This window comes from Rhizobium sp. BE258 (assembly GCF_031457345.1).
Lineage (GTDB): Bacteria > Pseudomonadota > Alphaproteobacteria > Rhizobiales > Rhizobiaceae > Rhizobium.
Genome location: NZ_JAVDWL010000005.1, coordinates 1 through 18,659, shown reverse-complemented (window position 1 = coordinate 18,659; position 18,659 = coordinate 1). Strand labels below are relative to the sequence as shown.

Sequence of the window (18,659 nt, the reverse complement as noted above, 5' to 3'; positions counted from 1 at the left end):
GTGAAGTCGGACGATCGGCAGCATAAGTCAAGGGGCGGGCAGTCTCGGCACTGCGAGCCGGGCCTCGAGTGCCGCCGCCATCGAAAGCACGCTCTCATCCGCAAAGCGCCGCCCGACAATTTGCAGGCCGACAGGCAGGCCATTCGACGCAAGGCCGACAGGCAGCGAGAGGGCAGGCAGCTGCGGCAGCATGTTGAAGGGACAGGTCATGTCGAGACCGATGAAACGGCCGTCCGAGCCGGTCGCGACATAATCGTCGTCGCATTCGGTGGCGAGCGGTGCGGTGACGGCGCAGGTCGGGCAGAGCAGCGCATCATAGGTCTGGAAGAGAGCGGCCATGTCCTGCCACATGCGGGTGCGCAGCAGCTCGATGCGCTTGTAGGCGGTCGCATTCATCGCAAGTCCGCGCTCGATCATCGAGACGACGGCCGGATCCATCTTTTCGCGGTGAGTCTCGATCGTGTCGCCAAAGAAACCCGACATGAAGACGCACCAGATGTCGAACCACTCGTCATTGACGGCGCGGGTCCATTGCATAGGGACCTCATCGACAATGGCGCCCGCACGGCGAAGCTCGTCAGCGGCGCTGCGGACGAGGTGTTCGACTTCGGGCTCGATCTGGTAGTAGCCAAGATCGATCGAGAGTGCGAAGCGCTTGCCCTTGAGGCTGCCTGCTTTCGCCACATCGGAAGCGAAGCCGATAGGCAGCGAGGAGATGTCTTCGTCGCTTGGGCCGGAGGTCGCTTCCATGAAGGAGACGGCGTCGGAGACGGTGCGGGCCAGCGGGCCGAAATGCGAAATATTGTCGAAGACGCTGGGAAGAATGGTCATCGGGATGCGGCCGAGGCTGGGTTTCAGGCCGACGGTGCCGCTGAGTGCGGCCGGAATTCTGACCGAGCCGCCCATATCCGTGCCTTCGGCGAAGGGCACGACGCCGGTTGCGACAGCCACTGCCGAGCCGCCGGATGAGCCGCCGGGCGTACGCTCGGGATTCCAAGGATTGCGCGTCACGCCCCAGCGCGGGCTGTGGGTGAAGCTTGCATAGGCAAATTCGGGGGTAGCAGTCTTGCCCATCAGGATGCCGCCGGCCTCCTGCAAGCGGCGGACGACGAGCGCCGTTTCGCCGGGAACCCAATCACCCCTTGTCCAAGAGCCAAGCGTCGTCAGATCGCCCTCGGTCGGTGTCAGGTCCTTCGCCGCGAAGGGTACGCCGTGAAGCGGCACGGCGGCTTCGCCACGCGCGACCGCGCGGTCGGCAGCGCGGGCGGCTTCCAGCGCCTGATCCTCGCGAATGACGGTGAAGGCGTTCAGCCTCGCGGTCACCAGCCTGGCGCGGCGGATCGATTCCGAGACGATGGATTCGGAACTGAACTGCCCTTCGCGGATACCGCGGGCAATCTGGATCGCGGGAAGATCCAGCGGGTGCGAAATAGTGGCGTCTGCCGGTTTCGTCGTCATGTGAGCATGTTCCATCGGGGTCATTGCATTTCGCTTTGAAAGAGTGCTTGCTGTGTTTCAAGCCCTATCGGGCCTGTGATTTCCAGGACGATCCATGAATTCCGTTTCGAGACCAACTGCCCAGATGCCGGCCTTCGACGTCTGGAATGCTGCTCTCGCTCAGGCAGCGAATGCCATCGGTTCGCGGTCCTTTCCGGATGCGCTTGCCGCGGCGCTCCGGCTGCTTTCGCCGTTTCAGATGATGAATGGCTTCACCTACTCGCCCGATGCTCACGCCTTCGATCTCTACAACGAGAAGATCGTGGCCGAGCGGGCGCTGATCGTCGACCGATATCTGGCCGGCGCCTTCGTGCTCGATCCCTTCTACGATGCGGTGCGTGCCGACAGTAGTGCGCGGATGATCGTGATGCGCGAGATCGCGCCAGACGACTTTGCGCAGACCGAGTATTTCCGCATTCATTACGCGACCACCGAGATCCTCGACGAGATCGGCTTCGTCCTGACGCTGGAGAATGGCTATATCGCCGTGCTTTCCCTGTCGCGGACCGGCAATGCGGCGCTGTTTTCGGAAGAGGACTTGCAGCGCTTGCGGTCGGCAGCGCCACTGGTTTGCGCTCTGGCTGGCCGTCATTGGTTCCATGTCTCCGGCCTGTCGCTGGAGATCAAGAACGCGGCTCCGGCGGCGCGGATCGAGCATCCGCTGCTGACCAAGCGTGAACTCGAGATCGTGACGCTGATCCTCAAGGGGCATTCCAACCTCTCGCTTGCGGCCGTGCTGGAGCTTTCGCCCAATACCGTGAAGGTGCACCGCCGGCAGATCTACTCGAAACTCAATATTTCTAGCCAGGCCGAGCTGTTCCGGCTGTTTCTGGCATAGCCCGGCCGTTGCCGGCCGGGCTGGCGCTTGGCGGACGTTATTCTGCAAAATCCATTTCGGGAGGCGCGGACTGGAAGAAGCGCGTCAGGTAGGCGAGGTAGCCGATGCCGATCACCAGCCAGATCAGGCCGAGAACCTTGGCATGTTCGTCGAGGTTCCAGAGCAGGAACAGGTCGCAGACGGCGGCCAGTGCCGGGATGACGAGGCCGACAAGTGCGCCGAGTGGCTTCACCTGCTGGTCACCCTTCAGATAGAGCGCGATAACCGAGATGTTGACGGCGGTGAAGGCCAGGAAGGCGCCGAAGTTGATGAAGGAGGTCGAGGTGGTGACGTCCATGGTCAGCGCCAGCAGGCCGACGATGCCGACGAGGATCAGGTTGATGATCGGCGTGTGCCACTTCGGATGCAGGCTGCCGAAGATCGATGAGGGCAGCACGTTGTCGCGGCCCATGGCAAACAACAGGCGGCCGACGCTTGCCTGGGCGGCGAGACCCGAGGTGAACTGGGCGACGACGAGCGTTGCGAGGAAGATGGTGACGAAGACGTCGCCGCCGATCATCTTGGCGATTTCGCTGGCAGCGGCATCGACGGAGACGAAGTCCATGCCGGGATGGGCAAGCTGTGTGATGTAGGCAGCCACGACGAAGATCAGGCCACCGGCAAGGGCGGTGATGAGGATGGCGCGCGGCATGGTGCGCTTGGCATCCTTGGTTTCCTCGGTCAGCGTCGAGACGGCGTCAAAGCCGAGGAAAGAATAGGCGGCGATCGCGGCACCGGCGATCGATGCGGAGAAGGGCACGTCAGTCTTGAAGAACGGCGTTGCCGAGACAAGACCGGCGGGACCGCTCGCGGCCATGACGTAACGGGCAGCCAGGAACACGAAGGCGATCAGAACGGCGAGCTGCAGCAGCATCAGGATGAAATTGACGCGGTTTGCGAAGGCGATGCCGACGACATTGACCAGCGTGGTGAGCACGATGAAGCCGATGATCCAGACATAGGCCGGGATCGCCGGAAATGCCGAGGTCAGATAGGCGGCGCCGATCAGCCAGATGACCATCGGCAGGAAGAAGTAATCGAGCAGAACCGCCCAGCCGACGAGGAAACCGATGCTGGGGCTGATCGAGCGGCGCGCATAGGTGTAGGCGGAGCCGGCAACCGGGTAGACGCGGGCCATGACGCCGTAGCTGATCGCCGTCAGCAGAATGGCGGCGGCGGCAACGAGATAGGCCATCGCTGTTGTGCCCTGGCTTGCGGCAGCAAGTGCGCCGAAGGTGCCGAAGACGATCATCGGCGTCATATAGGCCAGACCGAAGAGCACAACGGACCAGAGGCCCAATGCGCGGTCGAGTTTTACTGTGGTGTTCATGTTCCGCCTCCGCGAAGAGTTGTTGATTGATCTTCCCGGTAGCTGCGCAGTGCAATTCTTATAGCTGTTCCGCGCAGGTCACCGCCCGCATTTTTTATTTATGAAGAAAAGATGAACGAGCGGAACGGGATCGAACATAACCCCAAGGTGTTATGAAGAGTGGCTGTAAAAGACGCCTCCGGGCCTTTCCAAATGCCTGTCCGGCTCACGATCGAAAACTTTGCGCCACCGTACCGCCAATCGCCTGAAGGCGACCTTGCCACCCCCCTGCAAAGCCGCTAAGAGACGCCGCAACTTGAGCCCTTGGGCGCCAAGGCTTCAGAAGCGTTCCAGAACTCCCAATTCGAGCGCTCCGGCCTGCGGTCCGACTGGCTTTGGATGCCGGGTCTGGCGATCGTCTCTCCCGGTGGTTTGTCAATGGCGCGCGAGCTTCCGGAAAATCCCGATCCGGTATCAGGCGCTGGCTGTGGTAGAGGCTTATGGCACGCATCGTTATGAAATTCGGCGGAACATCCGTCGCCGATCTGGACCGCATCAAGAACGTTGCCCGCCATGTGAAACGCGAAGTCGACGCGGGCCACGAGGTCGCGGTCGTCGTTTCGGCGATGTCGGGCAAAACCAACGAGCTGGTCGGCTGGGTGCAGAACATGCCGAAGGTCGTCGGCGCCAACTCGCCATTCTACGATGCGCGCGAATACGATGCCGTCGTTGCGTCGGGTGAGCAGGTGACTGCCGGTCTGCTGGCGATCGCGCTGCAGGCCATGGACATCAATGCGCGCTCCTGGCAGGGCTGGCAGATCGCCATCCGCACGGACAATGCCCATGGCGCCGCCCGCATCCAGGAAATCGACGGTGCGGATATCGTCAAGCGCATGGGCGAGGGACAGGTTGCCGTCATCGCCGGCTTCCAGGGTATCGGCCCCGATAATCGCATCGCAACGCTCGGCCGCGGCGGTTCTGATACCTCTGCCGTTGCCGTTGCCGCGGCGTTGAAGGCTGACCGCTGCGATATTTATACCGACGTCGATGGCGTCTACACGACCGATCCGCGCATCGTGCCGCAGGCACGCCGCCTGAAGAAAATCGCCTTCGAGGAAATGCTCGAAATGGCATCGCTCGGCGCCAAGGTTTTGCAGGTTCGCTCCGTCGAGCTTGCCATGGTGCACAAGGTTCGTACCTTCGTACGCTCCTCTTTCGAAGATCCCGATGCTCCGGGCATGGGTGACTTCTTGAATCCGCCCGGAACGCTGATTTGTGACGAGGATGAAATCGTGGAACAGGAAGTAGTCACCGGCATCGCCTATGCCAAGGATGAAGCTCAGATCTCGCTTCGCCGTCTTGCCGACCGGCCGGGCGTTTCCGCCGCGATCTTCGGACCGCTGGCCGAAAACCACATCAATGTCGATATGATCGTCCAGAATATTTCCGAGGACGGCTCGAAGACCGACATGACCTTTACGGTTCCGTCGGGTGACGTCGACAAGGCGATCAAGGTCCTGTCGGACAACAAGCCGGCTATCGGCTACGACGTTGTCCAGCACGAATCCGGCCTTGTGAAGGTATCCGTCATCGGCATCGGCATGCGCTCGCACGCTGGCGTCGCCGCAACGGCCTTCCGCGCGCTTGCGGAAAAGGGTATCAACATCAAGGCGATCACCACGTCGGAGATCAAGATTTCTATCCTGATCGACGGTCCGTATGCGGAACTCGCTGTCAGAACTTTGCATTCCTGCTACGGTCTGGATAAGAATTGATTCCCAGCGGGCGGGCCGCCCCTTCGAGATGAAGAGATGCGGCCGGTTCTGCTGGCCGCATTAGGCGTTTGTTTCGGGGAGCTTGAGACGCAATGAGAGACCTGTCCGGTGGTCCGCGCGTACTGCTCAAGCGGTTGCGCGAGTTGATGGCGGAACCGCTGGAGCCGCAGGAGCGACTCGACCGGATCGTTCGCCAGATTGCTGGCAACATGGTTGCCGAGGTCTGCTCGGTCTACGTGCTGCGTGCCGACGGCGTGCTCGAGCTCTATGCGACCGAAGGTCTGAACAAGGAAGCCGTTCACCTTTCGCAATTGAAGATGGGACAGGGTCTCGTCGGTACGATTGCCGCTTCCGCGCAGCCGCTCAATCTTTCCGACGCGCAGTCGCATCCGGCCTTCCGCTATCTGCCGGAAACCGGCGAAGAGATCTATCATTCCTTCCTTGGTGTGCCGATCCTGAGAACCGGGCGCTCGCTCGGCGTTCTCGTCGTGCAGAACAAGGCCAGCCGCAATTATCGCGACGAAGAGCTGGAAGCGCTGGAAACGACGGCGATGGTGCTCGCCGAGATGATCGCCACCGGCGAACTCAAGAAGATCACCAAGCCTGGCCTCGAGCTCGACCTGACGCGTGCCGTGACGATCGACGGCGATACCTATAACGAAGGCATCGGCCTCGGCTACGTCGTGCTGCACGAGCCGCGGATCGTCGTCACCAATCTGCTGAACGAGGATTCGGACAAGGAAATCCGTCGCCTCGCGGAGTCGATGGGCTCGCTCAGGCTGTCGATCGACGACATGCTGTCGCGCCGTGATGTCTCCATGGAGGGCGAGCACCGCGAGGTTCTCGAAACCTACCGGATGTTCGCGCATGACCAGGGCTGGGTGCGCAAGCTGGAAGAAGCGATCCGCAACGGCCTGACGGCGGAAGCGGCCGTTGAGAAGGTGCAATCGGACACCAAGGCGCGGATGATGCGCCTGACCGATCCCTACCTCCGCGAACGGATGCATGATTTTGAGGATCTGGCCAACCGTCTTCTCAGGCAGCTGACCGGCTATAGCGGCCGGACCACCGCCGACGGCTTCCCGAACGATGCGATCATTTTTGCGCGCGCCATGGGGGCTGCCGAACTACTCGACTATCCGCGGGCGAATGTTCGGGGTCTTGTATTGGAAGAAGGCGCGGTGACGAGCCACGTGGTCATCGTCGCGCGCGCCATGGGCATTGCTGTCATCGGCCAGGCAGCGGGCGTCGTTGCGCTCGCTGAAAACGGCGATGCGGCGATCGTCGATGGTGACGAAGGTCATGTTCACCTGCGCCCGATGCAGGACCTGCAGCGCTCTTATGAGGAGAAGGTGCGCTTCCGCGCCCGCAAGCAGGAGCAGTTCCGCGCCTTGCGAGCTGTCGAACCCGTTACCAAGGACGGCAAGCGTATTGCACTGCAGATGAATGCCGGTCTGCTCGTCGATCTGCCCCAGCTGGCGGAATCCGGTGCCGAGGGCATCGGTCTGTTCCGCACCGAGCTGCAGTTCATGATCGCCTCGACGATGCCGAAGGCGGATGAGCAGGAAACCTTTTACCGCAATGTCCTGAAGCAGGCGGCCGGGCGTCCGGTGACGTTCCGCACGCTGGATATCGGCGGCGATAAGGTCGTTCCCTATTTCCGTGGCCACGAGGAAGAAAACCCGGCACTCGGCTGGCGGGCTATCCGCCTGTCGCTCGACCGTCCTGGCCTTCTGCGTACCCAGCTTCGTGCGATGCTCAAGGCTGCCGCCGGAACCGAGCTGAAGATCATGGTGCCGATGGTCACCGAGGTTTCGGAGCTGAAGGCAGTCCGCGAGTTGTTGCAGAAGGAAGTGCAGCATCTCTCCCGCTTCGGCCACGGCCTGCCGCGCAAGCTGCAGTTCGGCGCGATGCTCGAGGTTCCGGCGCTGCTCTGGCAGCTGGATGAACTGATGGAAGCGGCGGATTTCGTGTCGGTTGGCTCCAATGACCTGTTCCAGTTCTCGATGGCTGTCGACCGCGGCAATGCCCGCGTTTCCGACCGTTTCGATACGCTCGGACGTCCGTTCCTGCGGATCCTGCGCGACATCACCCGCGCCGGCGAACGCAATAACACGACCGTGACGCTGTGCGGTGAGCTGGCCGGCAAGCCGATCTCGGCAATGGCGCTATTGGGGATCGGCTTCCGCTCGGTCTCGATGTCGCCGGCCTCGATCGGACCGGTGAAGGCGATGCTGCTCGGGCTCGACGTTTCGGCGCTTTCGAAGCTGATGGACGAGGCGCTTGACGATAAGCATGGCACTGAATCCGTGCGCGACATTCTTGTCCGTTTCGCCAGCAGCCACAATATTCCCCTTTAGACAACGATAAGAAGAATTGGAGTGAAGGGTGGCGAAGCTTCCCCTGGAAAAGATGCGCGAGCTGGAACGCCGCTTCGGCGAGATCGAAGCGCGCATGTCCGCAGGCCCTGCGGCCGACGTCTATGTGAAGCTCGCCTCCGAATATTCCGAGCTGCAGCCCGTGGTCGGCAAGATCCGCGCCTATCAGAAGGCCGTTGATGAATTTGCCGATCTGGAAGTGCTGCTGGAGGACAAGTCTGTCGATCGCGATATGCGCGAGCTGGCGGAGCTTGAATATCCCGATGTGAAGGAGCGGATCGAGGGGCTGGAGCAGGAAATCCAGATACTGCTGCTGCCGAAGGATGCGGCCGACGAGAAGAGCGCGATCCTGGAAATTCGCGCCGGAACCGGTGGTTCCGAAGCCGCGCTTTTTGCCGGTGATCTGTTCCGCATGTACGAGCGCTTTGCGGCTGCCAATGGCTGGAAGGTCGAGGTCCTGTCGTCGAGCGAGGGTGAAGCCGGCGGCTTCAAGGAAATCATTGCGACGATCACTGGCCGCGGCGTGTTCGCCAAGCTGAAATTCGAATCCGGCGTACACCGTGTTCAGCGCGTGCCGGAGACGGAAGCAGGCGGGCGTATCCATACATCGGCCGCGACGGTGGCCGTTTTGCCGGAAGCCGAAGAAATCGATATCGAAATCCGGGCAGAAGACATCCGCATCGATACGATGCGCTCGTCGGGCGCTGGCGGCCAGCACGTCAACACGACGGACTCCGCGGTGCGCATCACGCACCTGCCGACCGGCATTGTCGTCACCAGCTCCGAAAAGTCGCAGCACCAAAATAGAGCGAAAGCCATGCAGGTGCTCCGGTCGCGTCTGTATGATGCCGAGCGCCAGAGGGCCGACAGCGAGCGTTCTGCCGACCGCAAGAGCCAGGTTGGCTCGGGCGATCGCTCCGAGCGCATCCGCACCTATAATTTCCCGCAGGGCCGCATCACCGATCACCGCATCAACCTGACGCTCTACAAGCTCGACCGGATGATGGTCGGCGAGATCGACGAAGTCGTCGATGCGTTGCTGGCCGACTATCAGGCAAGCCAGCTCGCCAGCCTCGGCGAACAGCAATGACGGCAAGCGGGCGAACGGTTTCGGCGGTTCTTTCCGAAGCCCGCCGCCGCTTCACGGAAGCCGGGATCGCCGATCCCGCAACGGATGCCCGTCTGCTCGTGGCCGGATTGCTCGGCCTTTCGGCGACTGAAATGCTGACGCGGGCGAACGAGGCTCTAGCCGGTGACAAGATCGCGGTGATCGACGCCGCCATCGAGCGGCGGCTGCAGCACGAACCCGTCCACCGCATTCTCGGCGAGCGTGAATTTTACGGCCTGCCGCTGTTGCTGTCGGCGGGTACACTAGAGCCGCGGCCTGACACCGAAATCCTCGTCGACGTGATGCTTCCCTATTTAAGGAGCCTTGCAAGTTCGGGCGCCGATCTCCATATCCTTGATATAGGCACGGGAACGGGGGCAATATGCCTGGCGCTTTTGAGCGAACTCCCGCAGGCCAAGGGAATTGGCAGCGATATCTCTTCTGATGCACTGGCAACAGCGAAAGCAAACGCCGCAAGAAACGGGCTTCAGGGACGCTTCGAGGCTTTGCGATCCATCTGGTTCGAGAACATCGAAGGACGCTTTCATGCGATCGTCTCAAATCCGCCCTATATTGCTTCCAAGGTCGTTCACGATCTCGCTCCCGAAGTGACGAAATTTGATCCTGTGGCCGCTTTGGATGGCGGTCCGGATGGGCTTGACGCCTACAGAGCGATAGCCAAGGATGCAGCGAGGTTCTTGCGGCCAGACGGTATCGTCGGACTGGAGATCGGATACGATCAGCGGGACGACGTCACTGCGGTTTTCGAAGCTGCAGGCTTCCAGCGTCTCGCGTCCGTCAAAGATTACGGCCAGAATGACCGAGTGCTCTTGTTCGCACTGAATGTCTGAGCGACAAATTGCAGCATTAAACAGGACGATATTGCTATTGCGAAGAAAAGGCTTGGATTTCCCCGGGAAGCAAGATAGGTTGCGCTCACGCGTTGGGCACCCAAGAAGGAACGAAGATTCGTTCGGTACTTGGTCAGCCTCGGGGGTCCACTCTTTTAAACGAGAGTTTCAAAGGTTGAACACGACCCAATGCGTGAATCAGTCAATATGACTTGAGAACAAGCGGCAGGTCGGCGCGAAGGCGCATCATGCTTGCGGCACGAAAGCTCTGACCGGTTTCCGGCATTGCGGTCGGTGCCTTAACTCCACACAAACAGAGAATTCAGGTGAACGATCGATGAGGCCAGGACAGCAGAACAAGCGCGGTCGAGGGCGTGGCAGCAACAACAATGGCGGCGGCGGAAGCAACAATAACAACAACTTCAACCGCAAGGGTGGCAATCCGCTGACACGGACCTACGACAGCTCGGGTCCGGACGTAAAGGTTCGCGGCACGGCCCAGAACATTGCTGAAAAATATGCTCAGCTCGCCCGTGATGCCCAGAGCTCCGGCGATCGCGTCATGGCCGAGAACTATCTTCAGCATGCCGAGCATTATAACCGCATCATCGCGAGTGCTCAGGCGCAAATGCAGGAGCGCTTCCAGCGCGACGACCGTGGCGAATACCAGGACGGCGCCGAGAATGGCGACGATGTGGATGGTGATAACGACGATGTGGTCGTTGTTCAGCCGCCGCGCGATCAACAGCAGCCGCGCGAACAGCACCAGCAGCGTGAACAACGCGAGCCCCGTGAACCCCGCGAGCAGCGGGAGCCCCGGGAACCGCGCGCCGAACGTGAGCCGCGCCGCGAAGCGCCGGCTCCGGTCGTCGCTGCCGAGGTTATCGACGGCACGGGTCCGCAGCCTGAGATCGAGGGCATTCCTGTCGAAGTTTCGATGGAAGAGGAAGGCGGCCAGTCGAGCGAGCGCCAGCCGCGCCGCCGCAGCACCGGCAGCCGCCCCCGTCGTCCGCGCCGCGCCAGCGGTGAGGGTGAAGGCGAGGCCGCAGCCGACGCTCCCGCACTGGCTGACGCCGCTTCGGAATAAGCATTTCTGCTAATGGAATAAGAAAGGCCGCCTTGAGGGCGGCCTTTTTCGTTGAGGCGTCCCGTTCTGGAAAGCGATCGAGGCATTGAGGAAGAATGTCCGCGGTGGCCGACGAATTTGCCGCGGTTGTCGCATCAGTTCCTGCGCTCTGCCTTTGCCCGCAAGCCTGCAAGCCGGCGCTTCGTCTCGATCGCACGGGACTGATTTCTGACGGCAACGCCGTAGGCAAGCATGTCGCCGGTGACGATGGCGCCGAGGGTCCAGCTTGCGAGCTTGGAGGGCGAACCGATGCAGGTCAGCAGCGCATCGACCTTGTCCTTGTAGAGCGCCCGCAGCTGAACGCCGCAGACGAGGATGAGCTTGCAGCCGATCTCGCTCATCTGGCTGGCAACCATCGAAAATTCGGCTGTTTCATGCACCGCATTGAAAAGCACGACGACATCGCTTGCACGGAGATCGAGCAGATCGTTGGCAAGCGTGAAGCCCGATGCGCCGGACCATCTTGTTCTCAATCCGGCGCGGCTGAGTGCCATGGCGCAATGGCGGGCCTCGACCTCGGCGGTCCCCATTCCAAGACACCAGACGGTATCGGCGCCCTCCAGCAGCGAAACGGCTACGGACAGCATCTGCTCATCAAACTGCTCCTCGGTCGAGGTGAGAACCTCGCGGGCTGTCGCGAACATCTGTTGCGCGACTTTCGGTAGTTCGCTGCCGGTGCCGCGAAAGCGTTGTTCCAGGCGGTCGCTGGTCGGAATGGTCTTCGCCATCGTGCGGCTGCAGACGCGTTTCAGCTCCGGCAGGCCACTGAAGCCGAGGCGGCGCGCCGTGCGGATGACGGTGGCGTCGCTGGTGCCCGCATCGGAGGCGATCTCTTCGGCGCTCTTGAAGATCAGCACGTCGATTGGCAGCGCAACCAGATATTCGGCAACGGCAAGCTCCGAGCGGCTCAGCTGCGTTCGATGTTGGTCGAAATGCTGCCTGAGCACGCCAGAGGCCCGGTCGCTGGTTTCCATCTGCTTCCCCTCATTGCGATCACGGAATCGCGAATATCCGAATTTTCTGCTGATAGATACGGAAAATCACCGGCTTAGCCATGGCGGCATGTCATCCCCGCACGGATCTGTGATTGCAAAGCTTGCGCTCGCCGCGCCCAGTTCATACCTTTATCCTAGTGCGCTGTCCTGACAGCCCCGCTTTCGGCCAGCGCATCTGCGGTCAGGATAAAGAGATGAATACAGATCAGATTTTGCGGTCAATTGTGGCCGTTCGCTCCTCCATAGCCGAGGACGCCTTTACCGCCGCCACGCTCGGCACAGTCAGAGAAGGCAGTGGCGTCGTCATTCGTGAAAACGGCCTTGTGCTGACCATCGGCTACCTGATCACAGAAGCCGAAGAGGTTTGGCTCACGCGCCAGGATGGTCATGTTGTTGCCGGGCACGCGCTTGCCTATGATCAGGAAACCGGCTTCGGCCTGATCCAGGCGCTCGGTGCGCTCGACCTTCCTGCACTGCCGCTCGGCAATTCATCGGACGCCAAGGTCGGTGATCCCGTGATGCTGGCTGATGGTATTGGGCAGTTCGTCCGGGCCAATATCGTCGCCAAACAGGAGTTCGCAGGCTACTGGGAATATCTGCTCGACGAGGCGATTTTCACGGCGCCCGCCCATCCCTCCTGGGGCGGCGCTGCTCTTGTCGATGCCGAGGGCAAGCTGCTCGGCATCGGTTCGCTCCGGCTGCAGATGGCAAAGGATGGTGACGTCGCGGATATCAACATGACGGTGCCGATCGATCTTTTGCGCCCGATCCTCGACGACCTGCTCAATCGCGGCCAGATCAACAAGCCTGCGCGGCCTTGGCTCGGCGCTTTTTCGGCGGAGAACAACGGCGAGGTCATCGTCATGAGCGTGGCGCCGGATGGTCCTGCAGCCAAGGCCGGGCTGAAGCGGGGTGACGTCATCTCCGAAATCCGGGACGGCGAAGTGGAAGGACTTGCGGATTTCTATCGCAAGGTCTGGGAAAGCGGTTCGGCCGGTGCCGAAATCCCGATGCGCGTGCTGCGCGACGGGCGCGAAGCCTGGCTGCGCATCAAGTCCGCCGACCGCAACAGCTTCCTTAAAAAGCCGCAGCTTCAATAGGTCTTCGGCGTTCTGCGCGACGCGTTTCGCGGCTCTTGAAAAATCCTGAGCGAGCGGCAGCAATCGCTGCCGCTTTTCAATGCAATCCCCCTTTAAACTGCTGCGATATCCCACCATATTCCTCTCCGATTGCTTCGCCGAAATCCCAAAACGGTGGAGCCGGGCTTGCCTTTTCAGGGAGCTCAATCTCAATCATCGGCCTGTGCCTCTTCAGGGCAGGGCGATCCATGGAGGTACAGCATGAATATCGAAAAATACTCCGAGCGCGTTCGCGGCTTCGTCCAGTCCGCTCAGACCTACGCTTTGGCCCAGGGCCACCAGCAGTTTACGCCCGAGCACGTGTTGAAAGTGCTGCTCGACGACGATCAGGGCATGGCTGCCTCGCTGATCGAGCGTGCCGGCGGCGACGCCAAGGCCGCGCGTCTCGCTAATGATGCCGCTCTTGCAAAGCTTCCCAAAGTGTCGGGCGGTAGTGGTAACATCTATCTCGCGGCCCCGCTTGCGAAAGTGTTCTCGACGGCCGAAGAGGCTGCGAAGAAGGCCGGCGACAGCTTCGTCACCGTCGAGCGGCTGCTGCAGGCGCTGGCGATCGAGTCTTCGGCTTCGACATCTGCGGCGCTGAAGAGTGCTGGCGTTTCGGCGCAGAGCCTCAACCAGGTCATCAATGAAATCCGCAAGGGCCGGACGGCAGACTCCGCCAATGCCGAACAGGGCTTCGATTCCCTGAAGAAATACGCACGCGATCTCACTGCCGAGGCCCGCGAAGGCAGGCTCGACCCCGTGATCGGACGCGACGACGAAATCCGCCGCACCATCCAGGTTCTCTCCCGGCGCACCAAGAACAACCCGGTGCTGATCGGCGAACCCGGCGTCGGCAAGACCGCCATCGTCGAGGGGCTCGCGTTGCGCATCGTCAATGGCGACGTCCCTGAAAGCCTCAAGGACAAGAAGCTGATGGCGCTCGACATGGGTGCGCTGATTGCCGGTGCGAAGTTCCGCGGCGAGTTCGAGGAACGCCTGAAGGCGGTGCTGAACGAAGTTCAGTCCGAGAACGGCGAGATCATTCTCTTCATCGACGAAATGCACACGCTTGTCGGCGCCGGCAAGGCCGATGGCGCGATGGATGCGTCCAATCTCTTGAAGCCTGCTCTTGCCCGCGGCGAGCTGCATTGCGTCGGTGCGACCACGCTCGACGAATACCGCAAGCATGTCGAGAAGGATCCGGCCCTTGCCCGCCGCTTCCAGCCCGTTGTCGTCGATGAGCCGACGGTCGAGGATACGATCTCGATCCTGCGCGGCCTGAAGGAAAAATACGAGCAGCATCACAAGGTCCGTATCTCGGATTCGTCCCTGGTCGCGGCTGCGACGCTGTCGAACCGCTACATCACCGACCGGTTCCTGCCGGACAAGGCGATCGACCTCATGGACGAGGCAGCTGCCCGCCTGCGCATGCAGGTCGATTCCAAGCCGGAAGAGCTCGACGAACTCGATCGCCGCATCATGCAGCTGAAGATCGAGCGCGAAGCGCTGAAGAAGGAAACCGACGTCGCCTCCGCCGACCGGCTGAAGCGGCTGGAGACCGAGCTTACCGATCTCGAAGAGGAAGCCGATGCCCTGACCGCCCGCTGGCAGTCGGAAAAGCAGAAGCTCGGCCTTGCCGCGGATATCAAGAAGCAGCTCGACGAAGCCCGCAATGAGCTGGCGATCGCCCAGCGCAAGGGTGAATTCCAGCGCGCCGGCGAATTGACCTACGGGGTGATCCCGGAGCTCGAGAAGCAGCTTACCGATGCCGAAAAGCAGGATGGCGATCGCGGCGCGATGGTGCAGGAGGTCGTGACTCCCGACAATATCGCCCATATCGTTTCCCGCTGGACTGGTATCCCTGTCGACAAGATGCTGGAAGGCGAACGCGACAAGCTGCTGAGGATGGAAGACGAGCTGGCGAAATCGGTGATCGGTCAGGGTGATGCGGTACAGGCCGTGTCGCGCGCGGTGCGCCGTGCCCGCGCGGGTCTTCAGGATCCGAACCGGCCGATCGGCTCGTTTATCTTCCTCGGCCCGACCGGCGTCGGCAAGACCGAGCTGACGAAAGCGCTCGCCCGCTTCCTGTTCGACGACGAGACGGCGATGGTGCGCATGGATATGTCCGAGTACATGGAGAAGCACTCCGTGGCCCGGCTGATTGGTGCCCCTCCCGGCTATGTCGGCTATGATGAGGGTGGTGCGCTGACGGAAGCCGTCCGCCGCCGGCCCTATCAGGTCGTGCTGTTCGACGAGATCGAGAAGGCGCATCCGGATGTCTTCAACATCCTGCTGCAGGTTCTCGATGATGGCCGCCTGACCGATGGTCAGGGCCGCACGGTCGATTTCCGCAACACGATGATCATCATGACCTCGAACCTGGGTGCAGACTATCTGACCCAGCTTTCCGAGGGTGAGGACAGCGAAAGCGTTCGCGAACAGGTGATGGACGTCGTCAAGGCGCATTTCCGTCCGGAATTCCTGAACCGTATCGACGACATCATCCTGTTCCACCGGCTGAAGCGCGAGGAAATGGGCGCAATCGTCGATATTCAGCTGAAGCGGCTGGTGGCTCTGCTCTCCGAGCGCAAGATCATCATCGATCTTGACGAGGATGCCCGCAACTGGCTGGCCAACAAGGGCTATGATCCGGTTTACGGCGCCCGTCCGCTGAAGCGCGTGATCCAGAAATATGTTCAGGATCCGCTGGCCGAACAGATCCTGTCGGGCGAAGTGCCCGATGGTTCGACGGTCAAGGTGACGAATGGCTCCGACCGGCTGCTGTTCCGGACCCGGCAGACCGTCAGCGAAGCGGCGTAAACCGCACGCGCTCGATGATGAGATGATGTGCCGTCCCGCGAGACATCCGGGGCGGCATTTTCATGCGCGCCGATCGGTCATTTTGCGGTCTTCCGACGTGTCAGGCCGTTTCGCCAGCCGCCTGAACGCCGCGCAGGCTTGCCGCTTCCATCAGGGAGCGGGCAATGGCATTGCGCAGCAGAAAGGCGTTGGATTTGGTTCGTTTCTTGTCCAGGGCCTGTGCTGCGTCCATCAGGAGAAATCCTTCTTTCGAAAGGATTTCATGCGCCTTGCACAATGCCCACGTTTCGAATGTATCGCTCGATTCCATGTCGCCCGCCAAATCATTTAGCTAAACCGATGCCGAATCACTTTCGAATATTCTACTTCAAACGGATTCTACTTGAATCGAAATTTTCACGGATGAGTTCTACTCGCCCGTGCCAGCATTGGCCTGGATGAAGACGGTTGACGCTACTTGCTGGCGACCTGGTCGACCGGCTGGTTGTTGAGCAGCGTATCGATACGCTTGCGCTCGTCCTGGAACTTCGCCAGCGCTTCGCCGTCCAGCGATTTTCCGCCGGGAAGGCGGATGCGCAGTGGATCGACCTTGGTGCCGTTGACGATCATCTCGTAGTGAAGATGCGGTCCGGTCGATTCACCTGTCGTGCCGACCCAGCCGATCACCTGACCCTGGCGGACCTTGGCGCCGGGAACGACGCCCTTGGCGATGGCGCTCTGGTGGTTATAGGAGGATTCATAGCCATTGGCATGACGGACGATCGTCTGGTTGCCGTAACCGCCGGAATCCCAGCCAGCCTTCTCGACGACGCCATTGCCGGTGGCGATAATCGGTGTGCCGCGAGGTGCCGCCCAGTCGACGCCGGTATGCATGCGGGCGAAGCCGAGGATCGGGTGACGACGCATCCCGAAGCCGGATTTGAAAATACCGTTCGGAACCGGGTTGCGCAGCAGGAACTGGCGGATGCTCTTGCCGTCCTCGTCGAAGTAGTCGACGCTGCCATCATCGGCCTGGAAACGGTAGAAGCGGATCGCCGTGTCGCCGAAGCGGGCATTGACATAGAGCAGTTCGGAATCGTCCGTGGCCTTGCCTGTCGAGTCGGCGACCGAGAAGAAGGCTTCGAGGAAATCGCTCGATTTCAGCTGTGCCTGGAAATCGACATTGGCGGCCAGAAGCTTGATGATCAGCGCCGTCATGTCCTTGGTCATGCCGTAGGACAAAGCGGCCCGATAGATGCCGTCATAGACGCGCGGCAGATTCTGGCCCGATGGTACGGAAAGCGTATCGTCGCTGAAGGCGGTCGCCACCGCGTCGAGATGCGGCGGTTCGCTGGCGACGACGAAACGGCCCTTGTCATCGAGCGCGATGGTGACCAGATGCCTTGCGCCACGATAGACGCTGGCGCGGATCAGCCTTGCCTGTTCGCCCTTCTGGATGATGCCGATGCGCAGCACGTCGCCTTTCGAGAGCTCTTCGCTGCCGAGCGGCTGAGAGAGGTAGCCCGACAGCATCGTAGCCTGCGGCTCGGGGTAGCCGGCATCGATCAGCGCCTTGGCGATCGGCACATCCTGGCGCGCCGGGATGATATCGTCGGCAAATTCTTCGGTTTGCGGCGTGATCGTTTCAGGCGCTGAGACCGTCATGTTCTGCTCGAGCACGCGGGCGGAAAGACCGGCGGTCAGATCGACATCGTTGTCTTCGTTGGAGAAGCGCTGCGGATCGACGTAGTAGAGGGCAGCCACCTGCGATGAGCCGTCCGTTAGAACGGAGCCGTTGGAACGGACATTTTCTTCGACTTCTTCCAAAGACATGCCGGCGGCAACCTTGAGGTCGCTCTTGCCGGTCGGGAAGGGCACGGACTTAAGGGCGACTTCGGATTCGACATCGGAGCCGTAGATGGCGCCGGTGCGTTGTGCTGGTGCCGGTAGCGGTTCGTCGGCGGAAAAAATCGAGAGCGCGTCGAAATCCGGATAATCTTCGGTCGCCACGTGGTTTGCGGCAAGGCGCATCTTCACATGCGAAAAGGGCTGGCGGCGCACCACTTCCTTGTCGCCGTCGTGAACGACTGTCGAGACTTCCATGATCGCTTTGTCGGAAGGCTTGGCGGCAATTGCCGGGGCAATCAGCCGTCCGCCGCGGGTTACTGCGGCATCGTCATGGGTGTCTGCATTGACGTTGGCATAGGCTTCCGCGGGGATCGCCAGCTGCTGGCGGCCGTCAAGGGCGGCGAACAGGGCAACGCCCATGAGGATGCTGGAGGTGATGCCCGTCAGGAAGGTGCCGGAAAGCCAGCGGAGCGAAACCTCGCGCTTGTCGGGCGCACGCCTGCCATCGGCGAGAAGCGGCGGCTCGTTGCCCAACGAGCGGATCATCATCTTCTCCGTCATCATGGCAGCTGCGTCCGCGTCCTTTCATGGGCTTCTTCGGGGCCGTACTGGCTGGGCCTGAAGATGTGCATATTTTGCGCACGCGAGTCAAATCAGGTGCCTTATGACTGTAAGACCTGAAACTGGCTCGAATGCTGCGTCCTTATCCGTATCGATTGTGCTCCTGTCACGGCAGAATGATGGCGCCCCACATTTTTGAAGGGGTAAGCGGGCAAATACCGGGCGCTCTGCCTGCTTTCAGCACGTCCATCATCGTGCTCCGCGCCATCCATTTCGAATTCCCGTACAATTCCAATTGCTTATGAGAAACATCGGAATTCTTTGTTGGGTGCTGTTGACTGTTTGCGGGGGTTAGCCGTATAAGCCGCGTCACTGAACGAGGGCGGCGGCGCTGCAGGCGACGAAGTCTTTCGC

At 61.2% G+C, this 18,659-nt stretch carries 14 protein-coding genes; 8 read left to right on the top strand and 6 right to left on the bottom strand.

What is annotated here, in order from left to right; genetic code table 11:
• Window positions 1-27: 27 nt before the first annotated feature.
• On the bottom strand, window positions 28-1,458 hold the full coding sequence (locus J2X43_RS18355; RefSeq protein WP_310296066.1) for an amidase: 1,431 nt from the start codon (window positions 1,456-1,458) through the stop codon (window positions 28-30).
• Window positions 1,459-1,552: 94 nt separating this feature from the next.
• On the opposite strand from J2X43_RS18355, the gene J2X43_RS18350 reads away from it, so the two are divergent.
• Window positions 1,553-2,335 carry a LuxR C-terminal-related transcriptional regulator gene (locus tag J2X43_RS18350; protein ID WP_310296065.1) on the top strand — a complete coding sequence of 261 codons (783 nt, stop codon included), beginning with the start codon at window positions 1,553-1,555 and terminating at the stop codon, window positions 2,333-2,335.
• A 37-nt stretch (window positions 2,336-2,372) separates the two neighbouring features.
• Here the strand turns inward: J2X43_RS18350 and J2X43_RS18345 are convergent, their stop codons facing one another.
• Complete coding sequence (locus J2X43_RS18345; protein ID WP_310296063.1) at window positions 2,373-3,704, bottom strand: APC family permease; 1,332 nt, start codon at window positions 3,702-3,704, stop codon at window positions 2,373-2,375.
• Between the two features lie 479 nt (window positions 3,705-4,183).
• On the opposite strand from J2X43_RS18345, the gene J2X43_RS18340 reads away from it, so the two are divergent.
• The 5 genes from J2X43_RS18340 to J2X43_RS18320 all read left to right on the top strand — a co-directional run bounded on the left by J2X43_RS18340 (window position 4,184) and on the right by J2X43_RS18320 (window position 10,882).
• On the top strand, window positions 4,184-5,458 hold the full coding sequence (locus J2X43_RS18340) for an aspartate kinase (protein ID WP_112386085.1): 1,275 nt from the start codon (window positions 4,184-4,186) through the stop codon (window positions 5,456-5,458).
• Between the two features lie 92 nt (window positions 5,459-5,550).
• Window positions 5,551-7,818 carry a phosphoenolpyruvate--protein phosphotransferase gene (ptsP, locus tag J2X43_RS18335; protein WP_310296060.1) on the top strand — a complete coding sequence of 756 codons (2,268 nt, stop codon included), beginning with the start codon at window positions 5,551-5,553 and terminating at the stop codon, window positions 7,816-7,818.
• 28 nt (window positions 7,819-7,846) lie between these two features.
• On the top strand, window positions 7,847-8,926 hold the full coding sequence (prfA, locus tag J2X43_RS18330; protein WP_112386083.1) for a peptide chain release factor 1: 1,080 nt from the start codon (window positions 7,847-7,849) through the stop codon (window positions 8,924-8,926).
• Window positions 8,923-9,795, top strand: a complete 873-nt coding sequence (prmC, locus tag J2X43_RS18325; RefSeq protein ID WP_310296058.1) for a peptide chain release factor N(5)-glutamine methyltransferase — start codon at window positions 8,923-8,925, stop codon at window positions 9,793-9,795. Before prfA ends, prmC begins: the two co-directional genes overlap by 4 nt.
• A gap of 337 nt (window positions 9,796-10,132) precedes the next feature.
• Complete coding sequence (locus J2X43_RS18320) at window positions 10,133-10,882, top strand: DUF4167 domain-containing protein (RefSeq protein ID WP_310296056.1); 750 nt, start codon at window positions 10,133-10,135, stop codon at window positions 10,880-10,882.
• Window positions 10,883-11,016: 134 nt separating this feature from the next.
• Here the strand turns inward: J2X43_RS18320 and J2X43_RS18315 are convergent, their stop codons facing one another.
• On the bottom strand, window positions 11,017-11,895 hold the full coding sequence (locus J2X43_RS18315; protein WP_310296054.1) for a MurR/RpiR family transcriptional regulator: 879 nt from the start codon (window positions 11,893-11,895) through the stop codon (window positions 11,017-11,019).
• A 215-nt stretch (window positions 11,896-12,110) separates the two neighbouring features.
• Here J2X43_RS18315 and J2X43_RS18310 point away from each other — a divergent pair, with 215 nt between their 5' ends.
• On the top strand, window positions 12,111-13,016 hold the full coding sequence (locus J2X43_RS18310) for a S1C family serine protease (RefSeq protein WP_112386079.1): 906 nt from the start codon (window positions 12,111-12,113) through the stop codon (window positions 13,014-13,016).
• Window positions 13,017-13,256: 240 nt separating this feature from the next.
• Entirely contained in the window at window positions 13,257-15,857 is a 2,601-nt protein-coding gene (clpB, locus tag J2X43_RS18305; protein WP_310296050.1) for an ATP-dependent chaperone ClpB, read from the top strand.
• Between the two features lie 100 nt (window positions 15,858-15,957).
• On the opposite strand, the gene J2X43_RS18300 is transcribed toward clpB, so the two are convergent.
• From J2X43_RS18300 to J2X43_RS18290, 3 genes are all read right to left on the bottom strand, one after another.
• Window positions 15,958-16,089, bottom strand: a complete 132-nt coding sequence (locus J2X43_RS18300; RefSeq protein ID WP_310296048.1) for a hypothetical protein — start codon at window positions 16,087-16,089, stop codon at window positions 15,958-15,960.
• Between the two features lie 221 nt (window positions 16,090-16,310).
• Complete coding sequence (locus J2X43_RS18295) at window positions 16,311-18,248, bottom strand: M23 family metallopeptidase (protein ID WP_310296046.1); 1,938 nt, start codon at window positions 18,246-18,248, stop codon at window positions 16,311-16,313.
• Window positions 18,249-18,411: 163 nt separating this feature from the next.
• Window positions 18,412-18,659 (bottom strand): hypothetical protein (locus J2X43_RS18290; protein WP_310296044.1); only part of this gene is annotated, 248 nt, incomplete at its 5' end.